Source organism: Croceifilum oryzae (genome assembly GCF_030814315.1).
GTDB lineage: Bacteria > Bacillota > Bacilli > Thermoactinomycetales > Thermoactinomycetaceae > Baia > Baia oryzae.
Genome location: NZ_JAUSUV010000006.1, coordinates 26,836 through 40,788, shown reverse-complemented (window position 1 = coordinate 40,788; position 13,953 = coordinate 26,836). Strand labels below are relative to the sequence as shown.

The 13,953-nt window shown below is 40.9% G+C and carries 19 protein-coding genes; 13 read left to right on the top strand and 6 right to left on the bottom strand.

Going from position 1 to position 13,953, the window contains the following annotated elements; all coding sequences use genetic code 11:
• Positions 1–8: 8 nt before the first annotated feature.
• From ftsY to J2Z48_RS07465, 11 genes are all read left to right on the top strand, one after another.
• On the top strand, positions 9–1,001 hold the full coding sequence (gene ftsY / locus J2Z48_RS07515) for a signal recognition particle-docking protein FtsY (RefSeq protein ID WP_307252367.1): 993 nt from the start codon (positions 9–11) through the stop codon (positions 999–1,001).
• Between the two features lie 351 nt (positions 1,002–1,352).
• Entirely contained in the window at positions 1,353–1,685 is a 333-nt protein-coding gene (gene ylxM / locus J2Z48_RS07510) for a YlxM family DNA-binding protein (RefSeq protein WP_307252365.1), read from the top strand.
• Between the two features lie 25 nt (positions 1,686–1,710).
• The gene (gene ffh, locus J2Z48_RS07505; protein WP_307252363.1) at positions 1,711–3,057 is read left to right on the top strand and encodes a signal recognition particle protein; all 1,347 of its coding nucleotides are present in this window, start codon (positions 1,711–1,713) and stop codon (positions 3,055–3,057) included.
• Between the two features lie 50 nt (positions 3,058–3,107).
• Positions 3,108–3,359, top strand: coding sequence for a 30S ribosomal protein S16 (rpsP, locus tag J2Z48_RS07500; RefSeq protein WP_072330238.1), 252 nt, complete (start codon positions 3,108–3,110; stop codon positions 3,357–3,359).
• Positions 3,360–3,393: 34 nt separating this feature from the next.
• Positions 3,394–3,921, top strand: a complete 528-nt coding sequence (rimM, locus tag J2Z48_RS07495) for a ribosome maturation factor RimM (protein ID WP_307252360.1) — start codon at positions 3,394–3,396, stop codon at positions 3,919–3,921.
• A 9-nt stretch (positions 3,922–3,930) separates the two neighbouring features.
• Positions 3,931–4,674: a tRNA (guanosine(37)-N1)-methyltransferase TrmD gene (trmD, locus tag J2Z48_RS07490; protein ID WP_307252679.1), complete on the top strand. Its 744-nt coding sequence runs from the start codon at positions 3,931–3,933 to the stop codon at positions 4,672–4,674.
• 96 nt (positions 4,675–4,770) lie between these two features.
• Positions 4,771–5,124, top strand: a complete 354-nt coding sequence (rplS, locus tag J2Z48_RS07485) for a 50S ribosomal protein L19 (RefSeq protein WP_131847287.1) — start codon at positions 4,771–4,773, stop codon at positions 5,122–5,124.
• A gap of 86 nt (positions 5,125–5,210) precedes the next feature.
• Positions 5,211–5,816, top strand: coding sequence for a signal peptidase I (gene lepB / locus J2Z48_RS07480; protein ID WP_307252357.1), 606 nt, complete (start codon positions 5,211–5,213; stop codon positions 5,814–5,816).
• A gap of 21 nt (positions 5,817–5,837) precedes the next feature.
• Positions 5,838–6,731 carry a ribosome biogenesis GTPase YlqF gene (gene ylqF / locus J2Z48_RS07475; protein WP_307252355.1) on the top strand — a complete coding sequence of 298 codons (894 nt, stop codon included), beginning with the start codon at positions 5,838–5,840 and terminating at the stop codon, positions 6,729–6,731.
• Positions 6,724–7,500 carry a ribonuclease HII gene (gene rnhB / locus J2Z48_RS07470; protein ID WP_307252352.1) on the top strand — a complete coding sequence of 259 codons (777 nt, stop codon included), beginning with the start codon at positions 6,724–6,726 and terminating at the stop codon, positions 7,498–7,500. The genes ylqF and rnhB overlap by 8 nt, the downstream gene beginning before the upstream one ends.
• Before the next feature lie 88 nt (positions 7,501–7,588).
• The gene (locus tag J2Z48_RS07465) at positions 7,589–7,954 is read left to right on the top strand and encodes a YraN family protein (RefSeq protein ID WP_307252349.1); all 366 of its coding nucleotides are present in this window, start codon (positions 7,589–7,591) and stop codon (positions 7,952–7,954) included.
• 62 nt (positions 7,955–8,016) lie between these two features.
• Here J2Z48_RS07465 and J2Z48_RS07460 read toward each other — a convergent pair whose 3' ends face one another.
• The 6 genes from J2Z48_RS07460 to J2Z48_RS07435 all read right to left on the bottom strand — a co-directional run bounded on the left by J2Z48_RS07460 (position 8,017) and on the right by J2Z48_RS07435 (position 11,722).
• A complete protein-coding gene (locus tag J2Z48_RS07460; RefSeq protein WP_307252347.1) occupies positions 8,017–8,469 on the bottom strand; it encodes a DMT family transporter in 453 nt (150 codons plus the stop codon).
• 20 nt (positions 8,470–8,489) lie between these two features.
• Positions 8,490–9,194: a Crp/Fnr family transcriptional regulator gene (locus J2Z48_RS07455; RefSeq protein WP_307252345.1), complete on the bottom strand. Its 705-nt coding sequence runs from the start codon at positions 9,192–9,194 to the stop codon at positions 8,490–8,492.
• A 13-nt stretch (positions 9,195–9,207) separates the two neighbouring features.
• On the bottom strand, positions 9,208–9,636 hold the full coding sequence (locus J2Z48_RS07450) for a DMT family transporter (protein ID WP_307252343.1): 429 nt from the start codon (positions 9,634–9,636) through the stop codon (positions 9,208–9,210).
• A 168-nt stretch (positions 9,637–9,804) separates the two neighbouring features.
• Positions 9,805–10,437, bottom strand: coding sequence for a phosphotransferase family protein (locus J2Z48_RS07445; protein ID WP_307252340.1), 633 nt, complete (start codon positions 10,435–10,437; stop codon positions 9,805–9,807).
• Positions 10,383–10,742, bottom strand: coding sequence for a protein kinase family protein (locus tag J2Z48_RS07440; protein WP_307252338.1), 360 nt, complete (start codon positions 10,740–10,742; stop codon positions 10,383–10,385). The genes J2Z48_RS07445 and J2Z48_RS07440 overlap by 55 nt, the downstream gene beginning before the upstream one ends.
• A gap of 29 nt (positions 10,743–10,771) precedes the next feature.
• A complete protein-coding gene (locus J2Z48_RS07435; RefSeq protein WP_307252335.1) occupies positions 10,772–11,722 on the bottom strand; it encodes a CPBP family intramembrane glutamic endopeptidase in 951 nt (316 codons plus the stop codon).
• Positions 11,723–11,807: 85 nt separating this feature from the next.
• On the opposite strand from J2Z48_RS07435, the gene J2Z48_RS07430 reads away from it, so the two are divergent.
• Positions 11,808–12,782, top strand: coding sequence for a glycosyltransferase family 2 protein (locus J2Z48_RS07430; protein ID WP_307252332.1), 975 nt, complete (start codon positions 11,808–11,810; stop codon positions 12,780–12,782).
• A 40-nt stretch (positions 12,783–12,822) separates the two neighbouring features.
• Positions 12,823–13,953, top strand: a complete 1,131-nt coding sequence (locus tag J2Z48_RS07425) for a DegT/DnrJ/EryC1/StrS family aminotransferase (protein ID WP_370872912.1) — start codon at positions 12,823–12,825, stop codon at positions 13,951–13,953.

The window sequence follows — 13,953 nt, the reverse complement described above, 5'->3', positions numbered from 1 at the left end:
GCGCAAGTGTGAGTTTTTTTAAACGTTTAAAAGAGAGTGTATCTAAAAGTACGGAATCCGTTACGCAAAAGTTTTTATCAGGTTTGAGCAAGACAAGTACTAATTTAGTCGGTGCGATGGGGGATCTATTTCGCAATCGAAAAAAGATTGATGAAGATCTATATGAAGAACTAGAAGAGATTTTAATCAGTGCAGATGTAGGGGTCACTACGACGATGGATCTCGTAGAGCGATTACGTAGTGAGGTGAAAGCCCGCAAAATTACCGAGCCTACGGAATTACAACCACTGATGTCCGAGATGATTGCCGATATCTTAGAAGAGGCAGATGCAGGTAGTAAATTACAAATTCAAGAAGACGGCATGACCGTTCTCCTATTTGTGGGAGTAAACGGGGTGGGGAAGACGACGACCATCGGAAAACTGGCTCATCGCTTCAAACAAGAAGGCAAAAAAGTTGTTCTAGCCGCTGGTGACACCTTCCGTGCTGGAGCAATCGAACAGTTAGAAATCTGGGGTGAGCGAGCTGGCGTTGATGTGATTAAACATCAAGAAGGCTCAGATCCAGCTGCCGTGATTTTCGATGCGATTCAGGCCGCCAAATCCCGAAAAGCAGACATCCTTCTCTGTGACACGGCCGGTCGTTTGCAAAACAAAGTAAACCTCATGGAAGAGCTAAAAAAGGTATATCGTGTAGTCCAACGCGAAATTCCGAATGGCCCGCATGAAGTCATTCTCGTTCTAGACGCCACAACCGGACAAAACGCCATGGTACAAGCTAAGACATTCGGTGAAGCTGTAAACGTCACAGGCCTTGTACTTTCCAAACTCGATGGCACCGCAAAAGGCGGAATCGTCATCGCCATTAGCAACGAATTAAAGATTCCCGTCAAGTTCGTCGGACTCGGAGAAAAAGCCGACGACTTACAAGAGTTCGACCGAGATCAGTTTTTGCACGCATTGTTTAAAGATACGATTGAGGAAGCTGGCGAGTTAGAGTAATAAGTCAAGTCCAAAGGATCCCTGTTTAAGCGGAGTTCTTTGGACTATTTACTTTCAGATCAAACCATTTGAAATCTAGTTACTCATTAGTGTGTGACAACAGTAAATGGTTTTGTTTTTGTCTTGTCCCCAATCAAAAAAAGACTGTTGATTAACCAATAAACGAAACTGGGATACATTGCCCCGGGACAGTCTTTATGGTTTAAGCCAAGCCCTTTCCCCACCCCTTACAGCTCTCAATTTCCCACCCAACAACTGTTAACCCAAAACACTTGACACCCATATTTGAATCCCGTATAGTAATACCTGTAAATGTGATTGCCTTGACAGGCATAAATGAGGTGACTCCCTATGCTGGAGCAAACCACTAAGATGAATCTGCTATACGACTTCTACGGCTCACTTCTCACAGAGAAACAACAATCTCTACTCGAGCTATATTACTTAGAAGATTGGTCGCTCTCAGAGATTGCCGAACACCAAGGGACCTCGCGTCAAGCCGTGTTTGAAGCAATTAAACGGGCACAGGCGACCCTTACTGATCTAGAAAACAAACTATCCTTAGTAACGAAACATAGAACACGCCAAGAGCTCATTGCAGAACTACGCTCTCAGTTAGATGCTGATGCAAATGTTCGAGCTGTGGCCGAACCGATCATAACAAAACTATTAGAGATTGATTGAAAATAAAAGCTAGGGAGGTGTACGGATGGCATTTGAAGGATTGTCTGAGCGACTGCAATCAGTTATGTCGAAGCTAAGAGGTAAAGGAAAAGTTACCGAGGTCGATGTAAAAGAAGCAATGCGTGAAGTACGTCTCGCTTTACTAGAAGCAGATGTAAATTTTAAAGTAGTAAAAACGTTTATCGATCGCGTAAAAGAACGTGCGATTGGACAAGAAGTACTAAAAAGCTTAACACCAGGTCAACAAGTCATCAAAGTCGTTCATGAAGAATTGACCACTTTGATGGGCGGAGAGCAAGTTAAGTTAAATACCGCACCTAAATCACCTACGATTATTATGATGTCTGGTTTGCAGGGGGCAGGTAAAACCACTCATACTGGAAAGCTTGCGAAATTCCTACAAAAGCAAAACCGGCGCTCGCTCTTAGTCGCAGCAGACGTATACCGTCCAGCAGCGATTAAACAGCTACAAGTCCTTGGAGAACAAATCGGTGCTCCTGTCTTCACACTCGGAGATAAGGAAAGCCCGGTGAAGATTGCAACAGAAGGTGTAGCGAAGGCGAAAGCAGAAGGCTTTGATTACGTATTTATCGATACAGCAGGTCGCTTGCATATTGATGAAGATATGATGGACGAACTTCGTCAGATCAAGGAACAAACACAGCCTCACGAGATTTTGTTAGTAGTCGATTCGATGACAGGTCAAGATGCGGTAAATGTCGCGGATCACTTTAACAAAGAACTAGGATTGACAGGGGTTGTACTCACTAAGCTTGATGGTGACACCCGTGGGGGAGCGGCGCTTTCCGTTAAATCGGTTACAGATTGCCCGATCAAGTTTGTTGGTTTGGGTGAGAAGATGGACGCAATCGAGCCTTTCCATCCAGATCGCATGGCATCTCGAATTCTCGGGATGGGTGATGTTCTCAGCTTGATCGAAAAGGCGCAATCAGCTGTCGATGAAGAGAAAGCACGCGAACTTCAAAAGAAAATGCGGACACAAAGCTTTACACTCGATGATTTCTTAGATCAAATTCAGCAGATGAAAAATATGGGCCCGCTTGAAGATATGCTTGCGATGCTCCCAGGGGCAAACAAGTTGAAAGGGGTCAAAGACCTCAACGTCGATGAGAAAAAAATTGGACGAATCGAAGCGGTTATTCGTTCAATGACTCCGTCTGAGCGTGAGCAACCTGAGATTATCAATGCTAACAGACGAAAGCGGATTGCACTTGGTAGTGGAACTTCGGTACAAGACGTGAATCGTCTTCTCAAGCAGTTTGAAGATATGAAAAAGATGATGAAGCAAATGGCCCAGATGACAAAATCGAAGAAAAAGCGAAAAGGATTTAAGTTTCCTTTCCTTGGATAGTGTGATATAATGGTGAATTTGTGAAACCCTAATTAGGAGGTGAAGAATCAATGGCAGTGAAAATTCGTCTAAAACGTATAGGTGCGAAAAAAGCTCCTTTCTACCGTGTAGTCGTTGCTGACTCTCGCGCTCCACGTGATGGTCGCTTTATCGAGGAAATCGGTTACTACAACCCGATTGCTCAACCAGCTCAAGTGAAAATTGATGCTGAAAAAGCGAAAAAATGGTTGGCTACTGGTGCTCAACCATCTGATACCGTACGTAACTTGTTCCGTAAAGAAGGTATCCTTGAATCAAAATAATGATCCGATCCGATAGCGGAATAGGTGAACCGATTTGAAAGAAGTAGAGTTTTTAAAAGTAGGCCGTTTTCTTGGCACACATGGTATTCGCGGTGAAGTTCGACTGTTCGCAGAAACTGACTTCCCTGAAGATCGCTTTGCACCTGGACAGGTGTTATTGCTACAACACGCAACACTTTCAGCGCCATTCCCCCTGACTGTGGAGAAGAGTCGCCTGCATAAAAATGCTTACTTGGTGAAGTTCCGGGAATGGGATAACATCAATCAAGCAGAACCTTTCAAGGGTGGAACTTTCGTAGTTCCTGTGACAGATACTGTCTCACTTGATATGGAAGCTGGCGAATACTACTTTAAGGATATTATTCACTGCGAAGTAGTCACAACAGAGGGACGCAAGGTGGGTAAGGTAAAAGAAATTTTAACCCTTCCAGCCAACGATGTTTGGGTCGTGGCAACAGCGGATGGGAAAGAGATCCTTTTGCCTTATATTGATGATATTGTCAATGAGATCGATGTAGCTTCAAAACAGATTACGATTGAGTGGATGGAAGGACTGGAATAATTGGCACAGATTCGCTTTGATGTACTAACTCTTTTTCCTGAGATGTTTCATGGATTCTTATCTACTAGTATCATCCGTAAAGCTCATGAAAAAGGGCTCATTGAGACGAATGTAACCAATTTTCGTCAGTTTGCCACCGATAAGCATCAGACTGTCGACGATACTCCATATGGCGGCGGTGGGGGCATGGTGTTAAAACCACAACCTCTATTTGATGCAGTGGATCATCTACTTCAGGATGCTTCTGAACGTCCACCGATTCTGTTGATGTCTCCACAAGGTGCTCCTTTTACACAAAAGAAGGCAGAGGAGTTAGCAGGACATTCGCATCTGATGTTCCTTTGTGGGCATTATGAAGGATTTGATGAGCGGATTCGTCAAAACTTGGTGACGGACGAGATCTCCGTAGGGGATTTTGTACTCACTGGTGGAGAACTCCCAGCAATGGTCATCATTGATAGTGTGAGTCGATTAATCCCTGGTGTACTCGGCAATCATGATTCTGCAGCGATGGATTCGTTTTCAAATGGGCTTTTAGAGTATCCACATTACACGAGACCATCTGAATTTCGTGGTATGGAAGTACCTGAGATTTTGTTATCTGGTCATCATGCGAATATGGAGAAATGGCGCAGAGAACAGTCGCTTGAACGAACATGGACACGAAGACCCGACCTTCTGAAGTCAGCTCCGTTGACAGAAGAAGATCGGAAGTTCTTGCGAATGTTAGAGCAAAAGAAGCGATCCGAATAATTGTGTTTCGGTAGTGGCTTATGTTAAAATATCTCCGTTCATGATTTGCTCAGAAACGGATAAAAAATACCTTAAGGAAGGGAGGCACAAACGATTATGCATCCAATTTTAAAAAGCGTATCCGAATCTCAAATTCGTCAAGATATTCCTTTATTCCGTGCCGGTGATACTTTGAAAGTGCACGTGAAAGTAAAAGAGGGACAACGCGAGCGTATCCAGCTTTTCGAAGGCGTTGTAATCCAACGTCGTGGTGGCGGTATCTCTGAAACTTTCACCGTTCGTAAAATTTCTTACGGAGTGGGAGTAGAGCGTACTTTCCCAATTCATTCACCACGTATCGATAAGATCGAAGTATTGCGTCGTGGTAAAGTACGTCGTGCGAAATTGTTCTACCTACGTAGCCTACGTGGTAAAAAAGCACGTATTAAAGAAATCCGTACTGAGAAATAATAAGATTACACATAGAAAAGGGCTTGGGTTTCTAATCCAGCCCTTTTACTGTATATTTACTTACCAATGCTATATAGGAGGGATCTATGGACCGTCAAAAGTTTATTCCACGTTCGGAGCGTTTGAAACAGCAATCTCAGAAACAGTCTTCTCTTCCTTCGCGTTCGAGGCGTGATCGTGGTGAAGGGAAGGGAAAGAATTCATACCGAGATTGGGCGATCGCACTTGTCGCTGCACTCGCTCTTGCTTTCCTAATTCGAGGATTTGTACTGGAGCCTTTCCATGTTTCAGGTCCCTCTATGCAAGATACTTTAGCTTCTAATGATAAAGTCATGGTAAATAAGCTTTCATATAAAATGAGCAAGCCGAAGCATGGCGAAGTCGTTGTTTTTCGCAGTAAGGACAAGATTGACTTAATTAAACGGATTGTGGCTCTTCCAGGGGAGACCGTGGAAGTAAAAAACAATCAGCTGTTGGTAAACGGAAAAGAAGTGAAAGAATCGTACTTGTCATCGTCTACTAAAACCGCTGACTTTGCTCCTGTTAAGGTACCAGATGGGCAAGTATTTGTCTTAGGAGATAATCGTTCCAATAGCACGGATAGTCGAGTTTTCGGTCCCGTTGCTACGAGTGAAATTGTAGGGAAAGCGTCCTTTGTATATTGGCCGATATCCCACTTTTCGGGTTTATAGTTTGAAATAGGATGTGGAAATATGAGTATTCAATGGTTTCCAGGTCACATGGCCAAAGCTCGTCGGCAAGTGACAGAAAAGCTAAAGTTGGTAGATGTTGTATTTGAATTACTAGATGCACGTTTACCCATCTCTAGCCGTAACCCGATGATGGGTGAGATTGTGTCACAAAAGCCACGAGTGATTCTCTTAACCAAATGTGATTTGGCTGATCCAAAAGCGAATAAGATGTGGGTAGAGTATTTTCGTGAACAAGGTGTTGGCGTACTAGAAGTCGATGCAAAGACGGGCAAAGGAGTAAACTTAATTCAATCCGTTACGGATAAGCTCCTTCAGCCTTTATTTGAAACACGCCAGCGCAAAGGGATTCTAACACGCCGTGTCCGTGCGATGGTTTTAGGGATTCCCAATGTTGGGAAATCATCCTTGATTAATCGATTGGCTAAGCGAGCGGCGACTGTAACAGGTGATCGCCCTGGTGTTACCAAAGCTCAGCAATGGATTAAAATTGGGCAAAATCTAGAGCTGTTAGATACGCCTGGGATTTTATGGCCGAAGTTTGAAGATCATGGGGTTGGACTTCGTCTTGCTCTAAGTGGTGCTATTAAAGAAGAGATCTTACCGATTGAAGAAGTGGCAGTACATGGGATTTCTTATCTCAAAGAGCGTTATGCTACAGACCTTATGACGCGTTATAAGCTCCAAGATTCTGCTCTCGAACAAGAGTCTTATGAATTACTCCAAGAGATTGGAAAAAAACGAGGCTGTATTCAACGTGGTGGAATTGTAAACACCGAAAAAGCCGCCGAGATTTTCCTCAATGATTTACAAGGTGGCATGATTGGGAGAATCTCCTTTGAGTATCCGGGCGATGAATTTTTTATAGAAGAACAGGATGTACAGCGAGATGAGTAGAACCATCGCAGCTTGGAAGGACAAGCTCTCATCTTCAGAGATCCTAACGGAAAGCGAATTAGCTGAACTACATACAGATTCTAGAATGGGCGTCCAAAAACTCCTTCAATCCTACTTGAAACGGCAGGAAAGAGCACAGGCCGAACAGGTGCGGGTTGAAGGAATGTGGCGGTTTGAGCGTCAATTATGGACTCAGGGAAAGAGTTGGATTGCTGGGGTAGATGAAGCAGGTCGTGGTCCTTTAGCTGGGCCTGTTGTAGCAGCAGCTGTCATCTTACCGCCCGACTTTGATGCAACAGGGTTAAATGATTCTAAGCAAGTAAAGAAGGAAGAACGGAATCGACTGCGCCAAAAGATTGAAAAAGAAGCAATTGCCACTGGTGTCGGGATTATCGATGTACCTTACATAGATCAATATAATATATTGCAAGCTACTTACCAGGCCATGCGAGTTGCTCTCAGCCAACTAGAACCCATCCCTGACTTTATCTTAGGTGATGCCGTTAAGATTCCCCGAGTCACCATTCCCCAACATGGCATTATTAAAGGTGACGCCCAAAGCCATTCTATCGCAGCCGCCTCGATTATTGCGAAGACGACTCGGGATGAATATATGATCCAACTGGCAGATAAATATCCAGGCTATGGCTTTGAAAAACATATGGGATATGGAACTCCTGAACACATACAAGCTATGGAAGCACTCGGAGTTACTCCCGAACATCGATCATCCTTTGCACCTGTTCAAGCAGTACTACGTTCGAGATGAGGAGACCCAATTTCATCAAATAATTGACAGAATTATACAACTTCTGGTAATCTAGCCCTATAACGGTTTTCTTCGGAGGCGCTTATGTATGAAAGATGTGCGTAAACAAATAGGAACCCTAGGGGAAGAAGTTGCAGCACAGTTGTTAGAAGAAAAGGGTTATCAGATTTTAACACGTAATTGGCGCTCCCAATTAGGTGAACTCGATTTAATTGTAACGAATCAGCGAGATTTAGTATTTGTTGAAGTGCGAACGACAACAAGTACTCGATTTGGCTATGGTTTTCAGTCTGTGGATGGAAAGAAACAACAACAAGTTCGAAAAATTGCGCTTCAATACGTTCTCGACCACGTGAAACGACCGTATTCTTTGCGGTTCGATGTCGTTTCTGTTCTCTTAAATCGCCAAACCGGACAAGCTATCGAGACAGAGCATTTTGAAGGGGCATTTTGAAAAAGGAATAACAAAGAATGACATGTGAGGCACGGCTCATACGTCATTCTTTGTTTTGTTAATCAATCTTCTATTCTCTGCCTACCGTCTAGCTTGAAAACGAATATGCCGCTAATTATGACTAATACCCCAAGCAATTTGGTATTATGAAATGGGATTTTTTCTAATCCAAAGAGTCCAAGTGAATCAAATAAGAGCGCAAAACCAATCTGTGAAGTAAGGACGATCGAAATGGCATAGGTAGCGCCGAGTAAATGGATTCCTTGCATAAGACACGATACCACAAATACTCCAAGCACTCCGCTAAACCAATACCATATTTCCATATTTCGTAAGTTGAGAAAATTAGTTCCTTCTACTATAAAGCCAATTACAAATGAAGCTAGGAACCCCAGTCCTAATACCCATGTAGTAGTCATCCATGTACCGGCATGTGCATTCAATTTACTATTTAAGGTGTTTTGCAAACTCACTAGTATTCCTGCGAGACATCCTAATAATAGCCCTATAATCATTTTTCACTACCTCTTATAACTCAATCTCTTTCATATATGTTATGACTTGCCAGATTTCGTAAACCTTCCGGGTCTCTTACAATGACAAATTCATTTTTTCGTTCCACTAATCCCTTTTTACAAAATTGCTGTATAGTACGATTTAGATGTCGATGACTTGTACCAATCAAATCGGCTATATCTTTTGAGTTAACTAGCAGGTGTTGTTTTGTAACTGCTCCCATTTTGAAGTCATCGTCCGAAATAGATAATAAATAACTTGCTAACCTTACGTCCACGGGATACATCAAATTAAAACTCATAGAATGAGATTTCACATGAAATTTTTTAGCTATAATATCTAACATAAATTGGAGGAATAGAGGGTCGTCTTTTCCATACATTTCTAGCCACTGATAATGAACATCGATTACCCGAACGGTTGATACCGCTTCAATGGTATTCATAGTATTCATTCCACTCACAAATTCAATATCCCCTATCAATTCAATTGGTGTTTTAAATGATAAAGTGAGCGTTTTTCCTTCAGTAGAAGTGATGAAAACTTTCACTCTTCCTTTTACAAGAACATACAGGTACTCTGGAGTATCTCCTTGGGAACAAATATATTCTCCCTCATTAAATTCATATAGCAATAATCGAGGAATGATTTGTTTGTGAAAGATGGTTTCCAATTGAAAAGAAGATAAATATTGATTTAGTGAGTCTCGATCGAGTATCTTCATAGTTTTACTCCTATCATGCAATCTGAAGAATGGCTACACCTAAGACCATCATTCCAATACCAATTAACTGTGAAAGCCTCACCTCTTGCTTTTTTCCTTCAAACCATCCAAAGCGATCTGTGATAAACGTAAAACCTAACTGTGAAATAAGTAGTAACGCAACTGTGAGAGTAACCCCGATGTGATGAATAGCAGTTACATTACTAAAAATAATGATGGCTCCCAGAGCACCTCCAGTCAAAAATAATGGCTTAACTTGCTTTAATGACCCCAAATGATAATCTCGAGTGAGCATAAGGATTATACAGGATACTATGAATCCTGTTAGTTGTGTAATGGTGGCGGTTTTCCATGTACCAATCCCTTGAGTAATATGGGAATTAGCCACTCCTTGTAATGTAAGACAACCTCCGCCTATAATAGCAAAAAAAATTCCTTTCATAATAAGATCTCTCCTGTATATGATGCTTTTCATATCTATTCTTTATTTATTAAATGAGATTTAAAGATACTTAGGAAGGACTTATGTCCATGATCGATTAAAGCAAGCATACAATTGTTAGGTTTACCATTTTGTATGATAATAGTTGTTTCACTTTATTGTCTATATTTATGGTGATATGTTACTGGATAAAATCTTTCTTACTGCTTGTTTCACAAATAGACTATGACTTTTCCTCATTCTTTTTAAAGTGATTTCATCTAGTCCCCATGTATTCATCTTAGAAGTAGGTCGTAACGCAGCACATAGATCCCAAAAAGGAAGATTTTCAAAGTCAATAGTAGGCATAATCGATTGATACTGAGCCGTAAAATCATTCATTGCACTCATACCAAAGTGCCATAGTATTTCGAGTCGGCTATTTGCAACATCAGCTAACGGATCTCCAAACGCTACATCCTCCCAATCAATAATTCCGATAAGTTGTCCATCTTTCCACAATAGATTGCCTGGCCAAAAATCTCCATGGAGTAAGGTGGATGAGTTTTTTTGGGCTACTGGCCAGATCGGTTCGATTACATCTCGGATACGTCCTTCACTCAATAAGTCATCAAGAACAGGAGGGCGATTTCTAATTTTAACTGTAGATATTTTTTCTTGATTAGGCAGAAATGATAAATCTATTTTTGAGTAATCTAAGCTGTGAATTTTTGCTAAGCTTACTGTTAGTTGAAGGATATAATCGCTTAAACAAACAGGTGTAAACTGTGTTTCACCTCTATATATCCCATCACAATACATGGTGTGGAGAAAATTTCGCCTGATGATTCTAGATAATAAGGTTCTGGTGTAGGCAATCCAAAGGAATGTAGAATTTTTAGAAGTTTAAACTCGTCTACTGCTATTTGTGGATTCCGTTTTATGTCGATTTCCCCATGTTGGCGTACAATCATTTTTCTCTTTTGGCCATTGGGATATTCTACCTCTATCATGGTTACCTGTGCTGAGACTCCACCTTCTAATTCCTGCGAGTAAAGTAACTTACTCTGTGGATCTACTCGATAAGATAATTGTTTAATCTTTCCCTCTGTTATTGATTTATTCATGGGCAAATCCTCCAATATTTCAAGTTTGATTAAAACCAATTTCTCCATATATCCAGTAATAAATAAGGGGGTGCATTTATGATTCCATGAATCAAAATTAAAATCCATATATTACGGTAACGAGACCAGAGATAACCTAAGAAAACGCCTGTTATACCTTGATTGGAAATGACAGTTGCAAAATCCGTACTCCATTCCCCTGTTCCTTGGATTGCAACATGCCAAATGGACCAAAGAATAGATGTTACCAATATAGCTGACCAAGTCCCAAGTAGTCTTTCTAAACGTGTCTGTAACCAAACGCGATAGAACAATTCCTCCAGCAAACTATTAACGAAAAAACTGGACAGTACTAGAAGGGATAATGTCAATGGGTCTGTAATGGCACTAGGTGTATGCGGGGTTGAAAAGATAGAGAAGTAAGACAGATAAATCCAAACTCCTCCAATAAACAAGGGAGCCACCCGAGTCCATCGAGACAGAGAATGAGACTGCTTTGTTATGGCATCATTTTGGGATTGAAATCGATAGATATATAGAATAATCCAAGGAATCACTAGCAGAAAGGTAAGTTTTAGTCCAATATACCAAAGGGAAAAATGAGGGCTATTCCCATCGATTATTAGAAGAGTAGTAGGAAACAAGGTTGCTCCCGACAGAAAAATGATAGATTGAATGGTAAGCTTCTGCTTTGAAAGATAGCTGACTAGATGGTAGTTTGGTGCTGGTGAATGAAATGACATAATTCGAATAAGTATGATCCCAACAAGTGCTGGAATCCATATATTCCATATTGGTTTTGTATCTAGGTGGTCTGATGAATATCGAATGTCAGTCAGCCCATTCCATATTAACCATCCTGCAGCTATAGCTATGATCAAAAAGCTGATTAAGCCGACTACCTTTCCCCATTTTCGATACCCTTCACAACAATCTGTAAAGAGGAAATAAAAATGATATTTCAATTTTTTAGATGGCAAGAAACGTGACTTGCTCTAACTCTTAGAATATTCTTGGAGGCAAATGAATAAATACTATAAAAACATGGGATTAGGGGGGTTGTTTATGAGTCAGGGATTAAAAAGAATGTTTATGACTCAAGAGAAAAATTTGTATCTCCCAAAGGTAAGTGTTTTAATATCTGCTTGTAATCGTCCTCATATGTTGAAGACCACATTGGAGAGTGTATTGGCTCAAACATATCCCAATATTGAAATTATAATCGGTGACCAAAGTACTGATAATGAAGTGGAATTTTTGGTGGAGTCTTATTTAAAGGATTATGATCATATCAAGTATTTTCGGAGTGCAGAAACAGGTAGAAACTTATTTGGTCTTACGAATACATTAACCTTGTTTAGTATGGCTACTGGAGAGTTTGTGAACTTTCTACATGATTATGATTTTTTTCATCGAGAAAAAATCGAGAAAATGGTAAATTGCTTTCTTCGTTTTCCTAATGTCAAATTAGTTACTTCCTACAGACAGATAGTTGACGAAGCTGGAAATGAATTACCTCCAGTAGTCAGAACAGCTAAATTATTTCATAAAGATTCGCTTATTAGTGGAAAAGAGCTTGGGAAATACATGCTTAGTCAATTCACTAATTCGATAGGGGAATCTACGACTGTTCTATTTAGAAAAAGTGATCTTAAGGAAGGCTGGGCAAGGTATGGAGATGTTCATCATGTTGTCTTGAGTGATGTAGCTACTTGGATGGCTTTACTCTCTCAAGGAGATGCGGTATATATCGCAGAGCCGTTAAGTTACTCTCGGCTTCATCGAGATCAAAATCAGGTAAATCAAGCAGATTTAGAATTAGGACATATGGCAGAATGGGCAAGTATTTTGTTGAGTTCTTTTGAAAGCCAATTGATTGAAATGGAAGAGTATCAAGGTTATATCAGGAAGTGGAGTGACCGCTGGAAATCTCGTATTGATGAATTAATGGCAAGTGAAAATCATGCATTTATCATGCAAGGAATGCGTAATAAATGCATGAAACTAGTAGAAGACATTCCACAGATATATAGCTTATAACCACAATGATTTGTATCTATACAGTGGGGAGGATTAGCTCATTAAACCGATACCATTTCTCCGTCCAAATGTAGTGAAATGTGAATCATATTTAAAATATCTTTCACAAATTGATGAAAATCGAATTTATTCTAACTATGGACCCTTGAACGACACTTTCGAAGAGCGGATCCTTCAAGAGTTTTTCGAAGGTGAGGGTGCGGTAAGCACGGTTAATAATGCAACAATTGGTTTAATGCTTGCCATCGCTCAAAGTATGAGACCGAATGGTCGATATGCGCTAATGCCTAGCTTTACCTTCTCAGCTACTCCTTTATCTGCTATTTGGTGTGGATTAGAGCCTTATTTTATCGATATTCAGGAAGATGAATGGTCTATGAATGTAGATATATTAGAGGACACCTTGAAAAAGCTAGGGGACCAAGTGGCTGTTGTAGTTCCATATGCAACCTTTGGAACATGTATAGACCTGACATACTACAACGAGTTGCAGAAGAGGGGAATTCCAGTCGTTGTGGATGCAGCAGCTAGTTTTGGAGCAAGAGATAAGTATGGTCATTTTGGTAAGGGTTTTTTAGGGAGTATCGTATATAGCTTTCATGCTACAAAAGGCTTTGGAATTGGAGAGGGAGGATTGGTATACAGCGGTGATCAGGAGATCATCTCAAATGTGCGGCAAGCGGGGAATTTCGGCTATAAGGGGAGTAAGGAGTCAACTTTAAAAGGGCTCAATAGTAAGCTGTCCGAATACATGGCTGCCATCGGTCTGGCAACATTGGATATATTTGAACAGAAGATCGAAACCCGAAATCAGATTAAACAATGGTATCTGGAGCAGATGAATAAATGGAATTTATTCGATAAAGGGTGGAGAGTTCAAAATTGCACCGGTCAGTTGGTTACTCAACTCTTCTCTATTCTCAGCCCACAGGATGAAAAAGCAGATGTAATCATAGATCGGTTAGATAAACAATGGATTGAGACCCGATGCTATTTTTCTCCGCCTTGCCACAGGCAAAAACAATTTTCTACTAGCCATCAATCTACTATGACCATGACGGAAAGTATATCAAACCGCATTATCAGTCTACCGTTTTGGGAAGAGATTGATATAGCGCATGTAAACCGAGTAATCAAAGAACTAGCAAAACCTTCGCATAGGGGTGAGTAG

Coding starts and splice junctions, on each gene's coding strand:
- ylxM (WP_307252365.1), top strand. CDS start 1,353: ATGCTGGAGCAAACCACTAAGATGAATCTGCTATACGACTTCTACGGC.
- ffh (WP_307252363.1), top strand. CDS start 1,711: ATGGCATTTGAAGGATTGTCTGAGCGACTGCAATCAGTTATGTCGAAG.
- rpsP (WP_072330238.1), top strand. CDS start 3,108: ATGGCAGTGAAAATTCGTCTAAAACGTATAGGTGCGAAAAAAGCTCCT.
- rplS (WP_131847287.1), top strand. CDS start 4,771: ATGCATCCAATTTTAAAAAGCGTATCCGAATCTCAAATTCGTCAAGAT.
- lepB (WP_307252357.1), top strand. CDS start 5,211: ATGGACCGTCAAAAGTTTATTCCACGTTCGGAGCGTTTGAAACAGCAA.
- ylqF (WP_307252355.1), top strand. CDS start 5,838: ATGAGTATTCAATGGTTTCCAGGTCACATGGCCAAAGCTCGTCGGCAA.
- rnhB (WP_307252352.1), top strand. CDS start 6,724: ATGAGTAGAACCATCGCAGCTTGGAAGGACAAGCTCTCATCTTCAGAG.
- J2Z48_RS07465 (WP_307252349.1), top strand. CDS start 7,589: ATGAAAGATGTGCGTAAACAAATAGGAACCCTAGGGGAAGAAGTTGCA.
- J2Z48_RS07460 (WP_307252347.1), bottom strand. CDS start 8,469: ATGATTATAGGGCTATTATTAGGATGTCTCGCAGGAATACTAGTGAGT.
- J2Z48_RS07455 (WP_307252345.1), bottom strand. CDS start 9,194: ATGAAGATACTCGATCGAGACTCACTAAATCAATATTTATCTTCTTTT.
- J2Z48_RS07450 (WP_307252343.1), bottom strand. CDS start 9,636: ATGAAAGGAATTTTTTTTGCTATTATAGGCGGAGGTTGTCTTACATTA.
- J2Z48_RS07445 (WP_307252340.1), bottom strand. CDS start 10,437: ATGTATTGTGATGGGATATATAGAGGTGAAACACAGTTTACACCTGTT.
- J2Z48_RS07440 (WP_307252338.1), bottom strand. CDS start 10,742: ATGAATAAATCAATAACAGAGGGAAAGATTAAACAATTATCTTATCGA.
- J2Z48_RS07430 (WP_307252332.1), top strand. CDS start 11,808: ATGAGTCAGGGATTAAAAAGAATGTTTATGACTCAAGAGAAAAATTTG.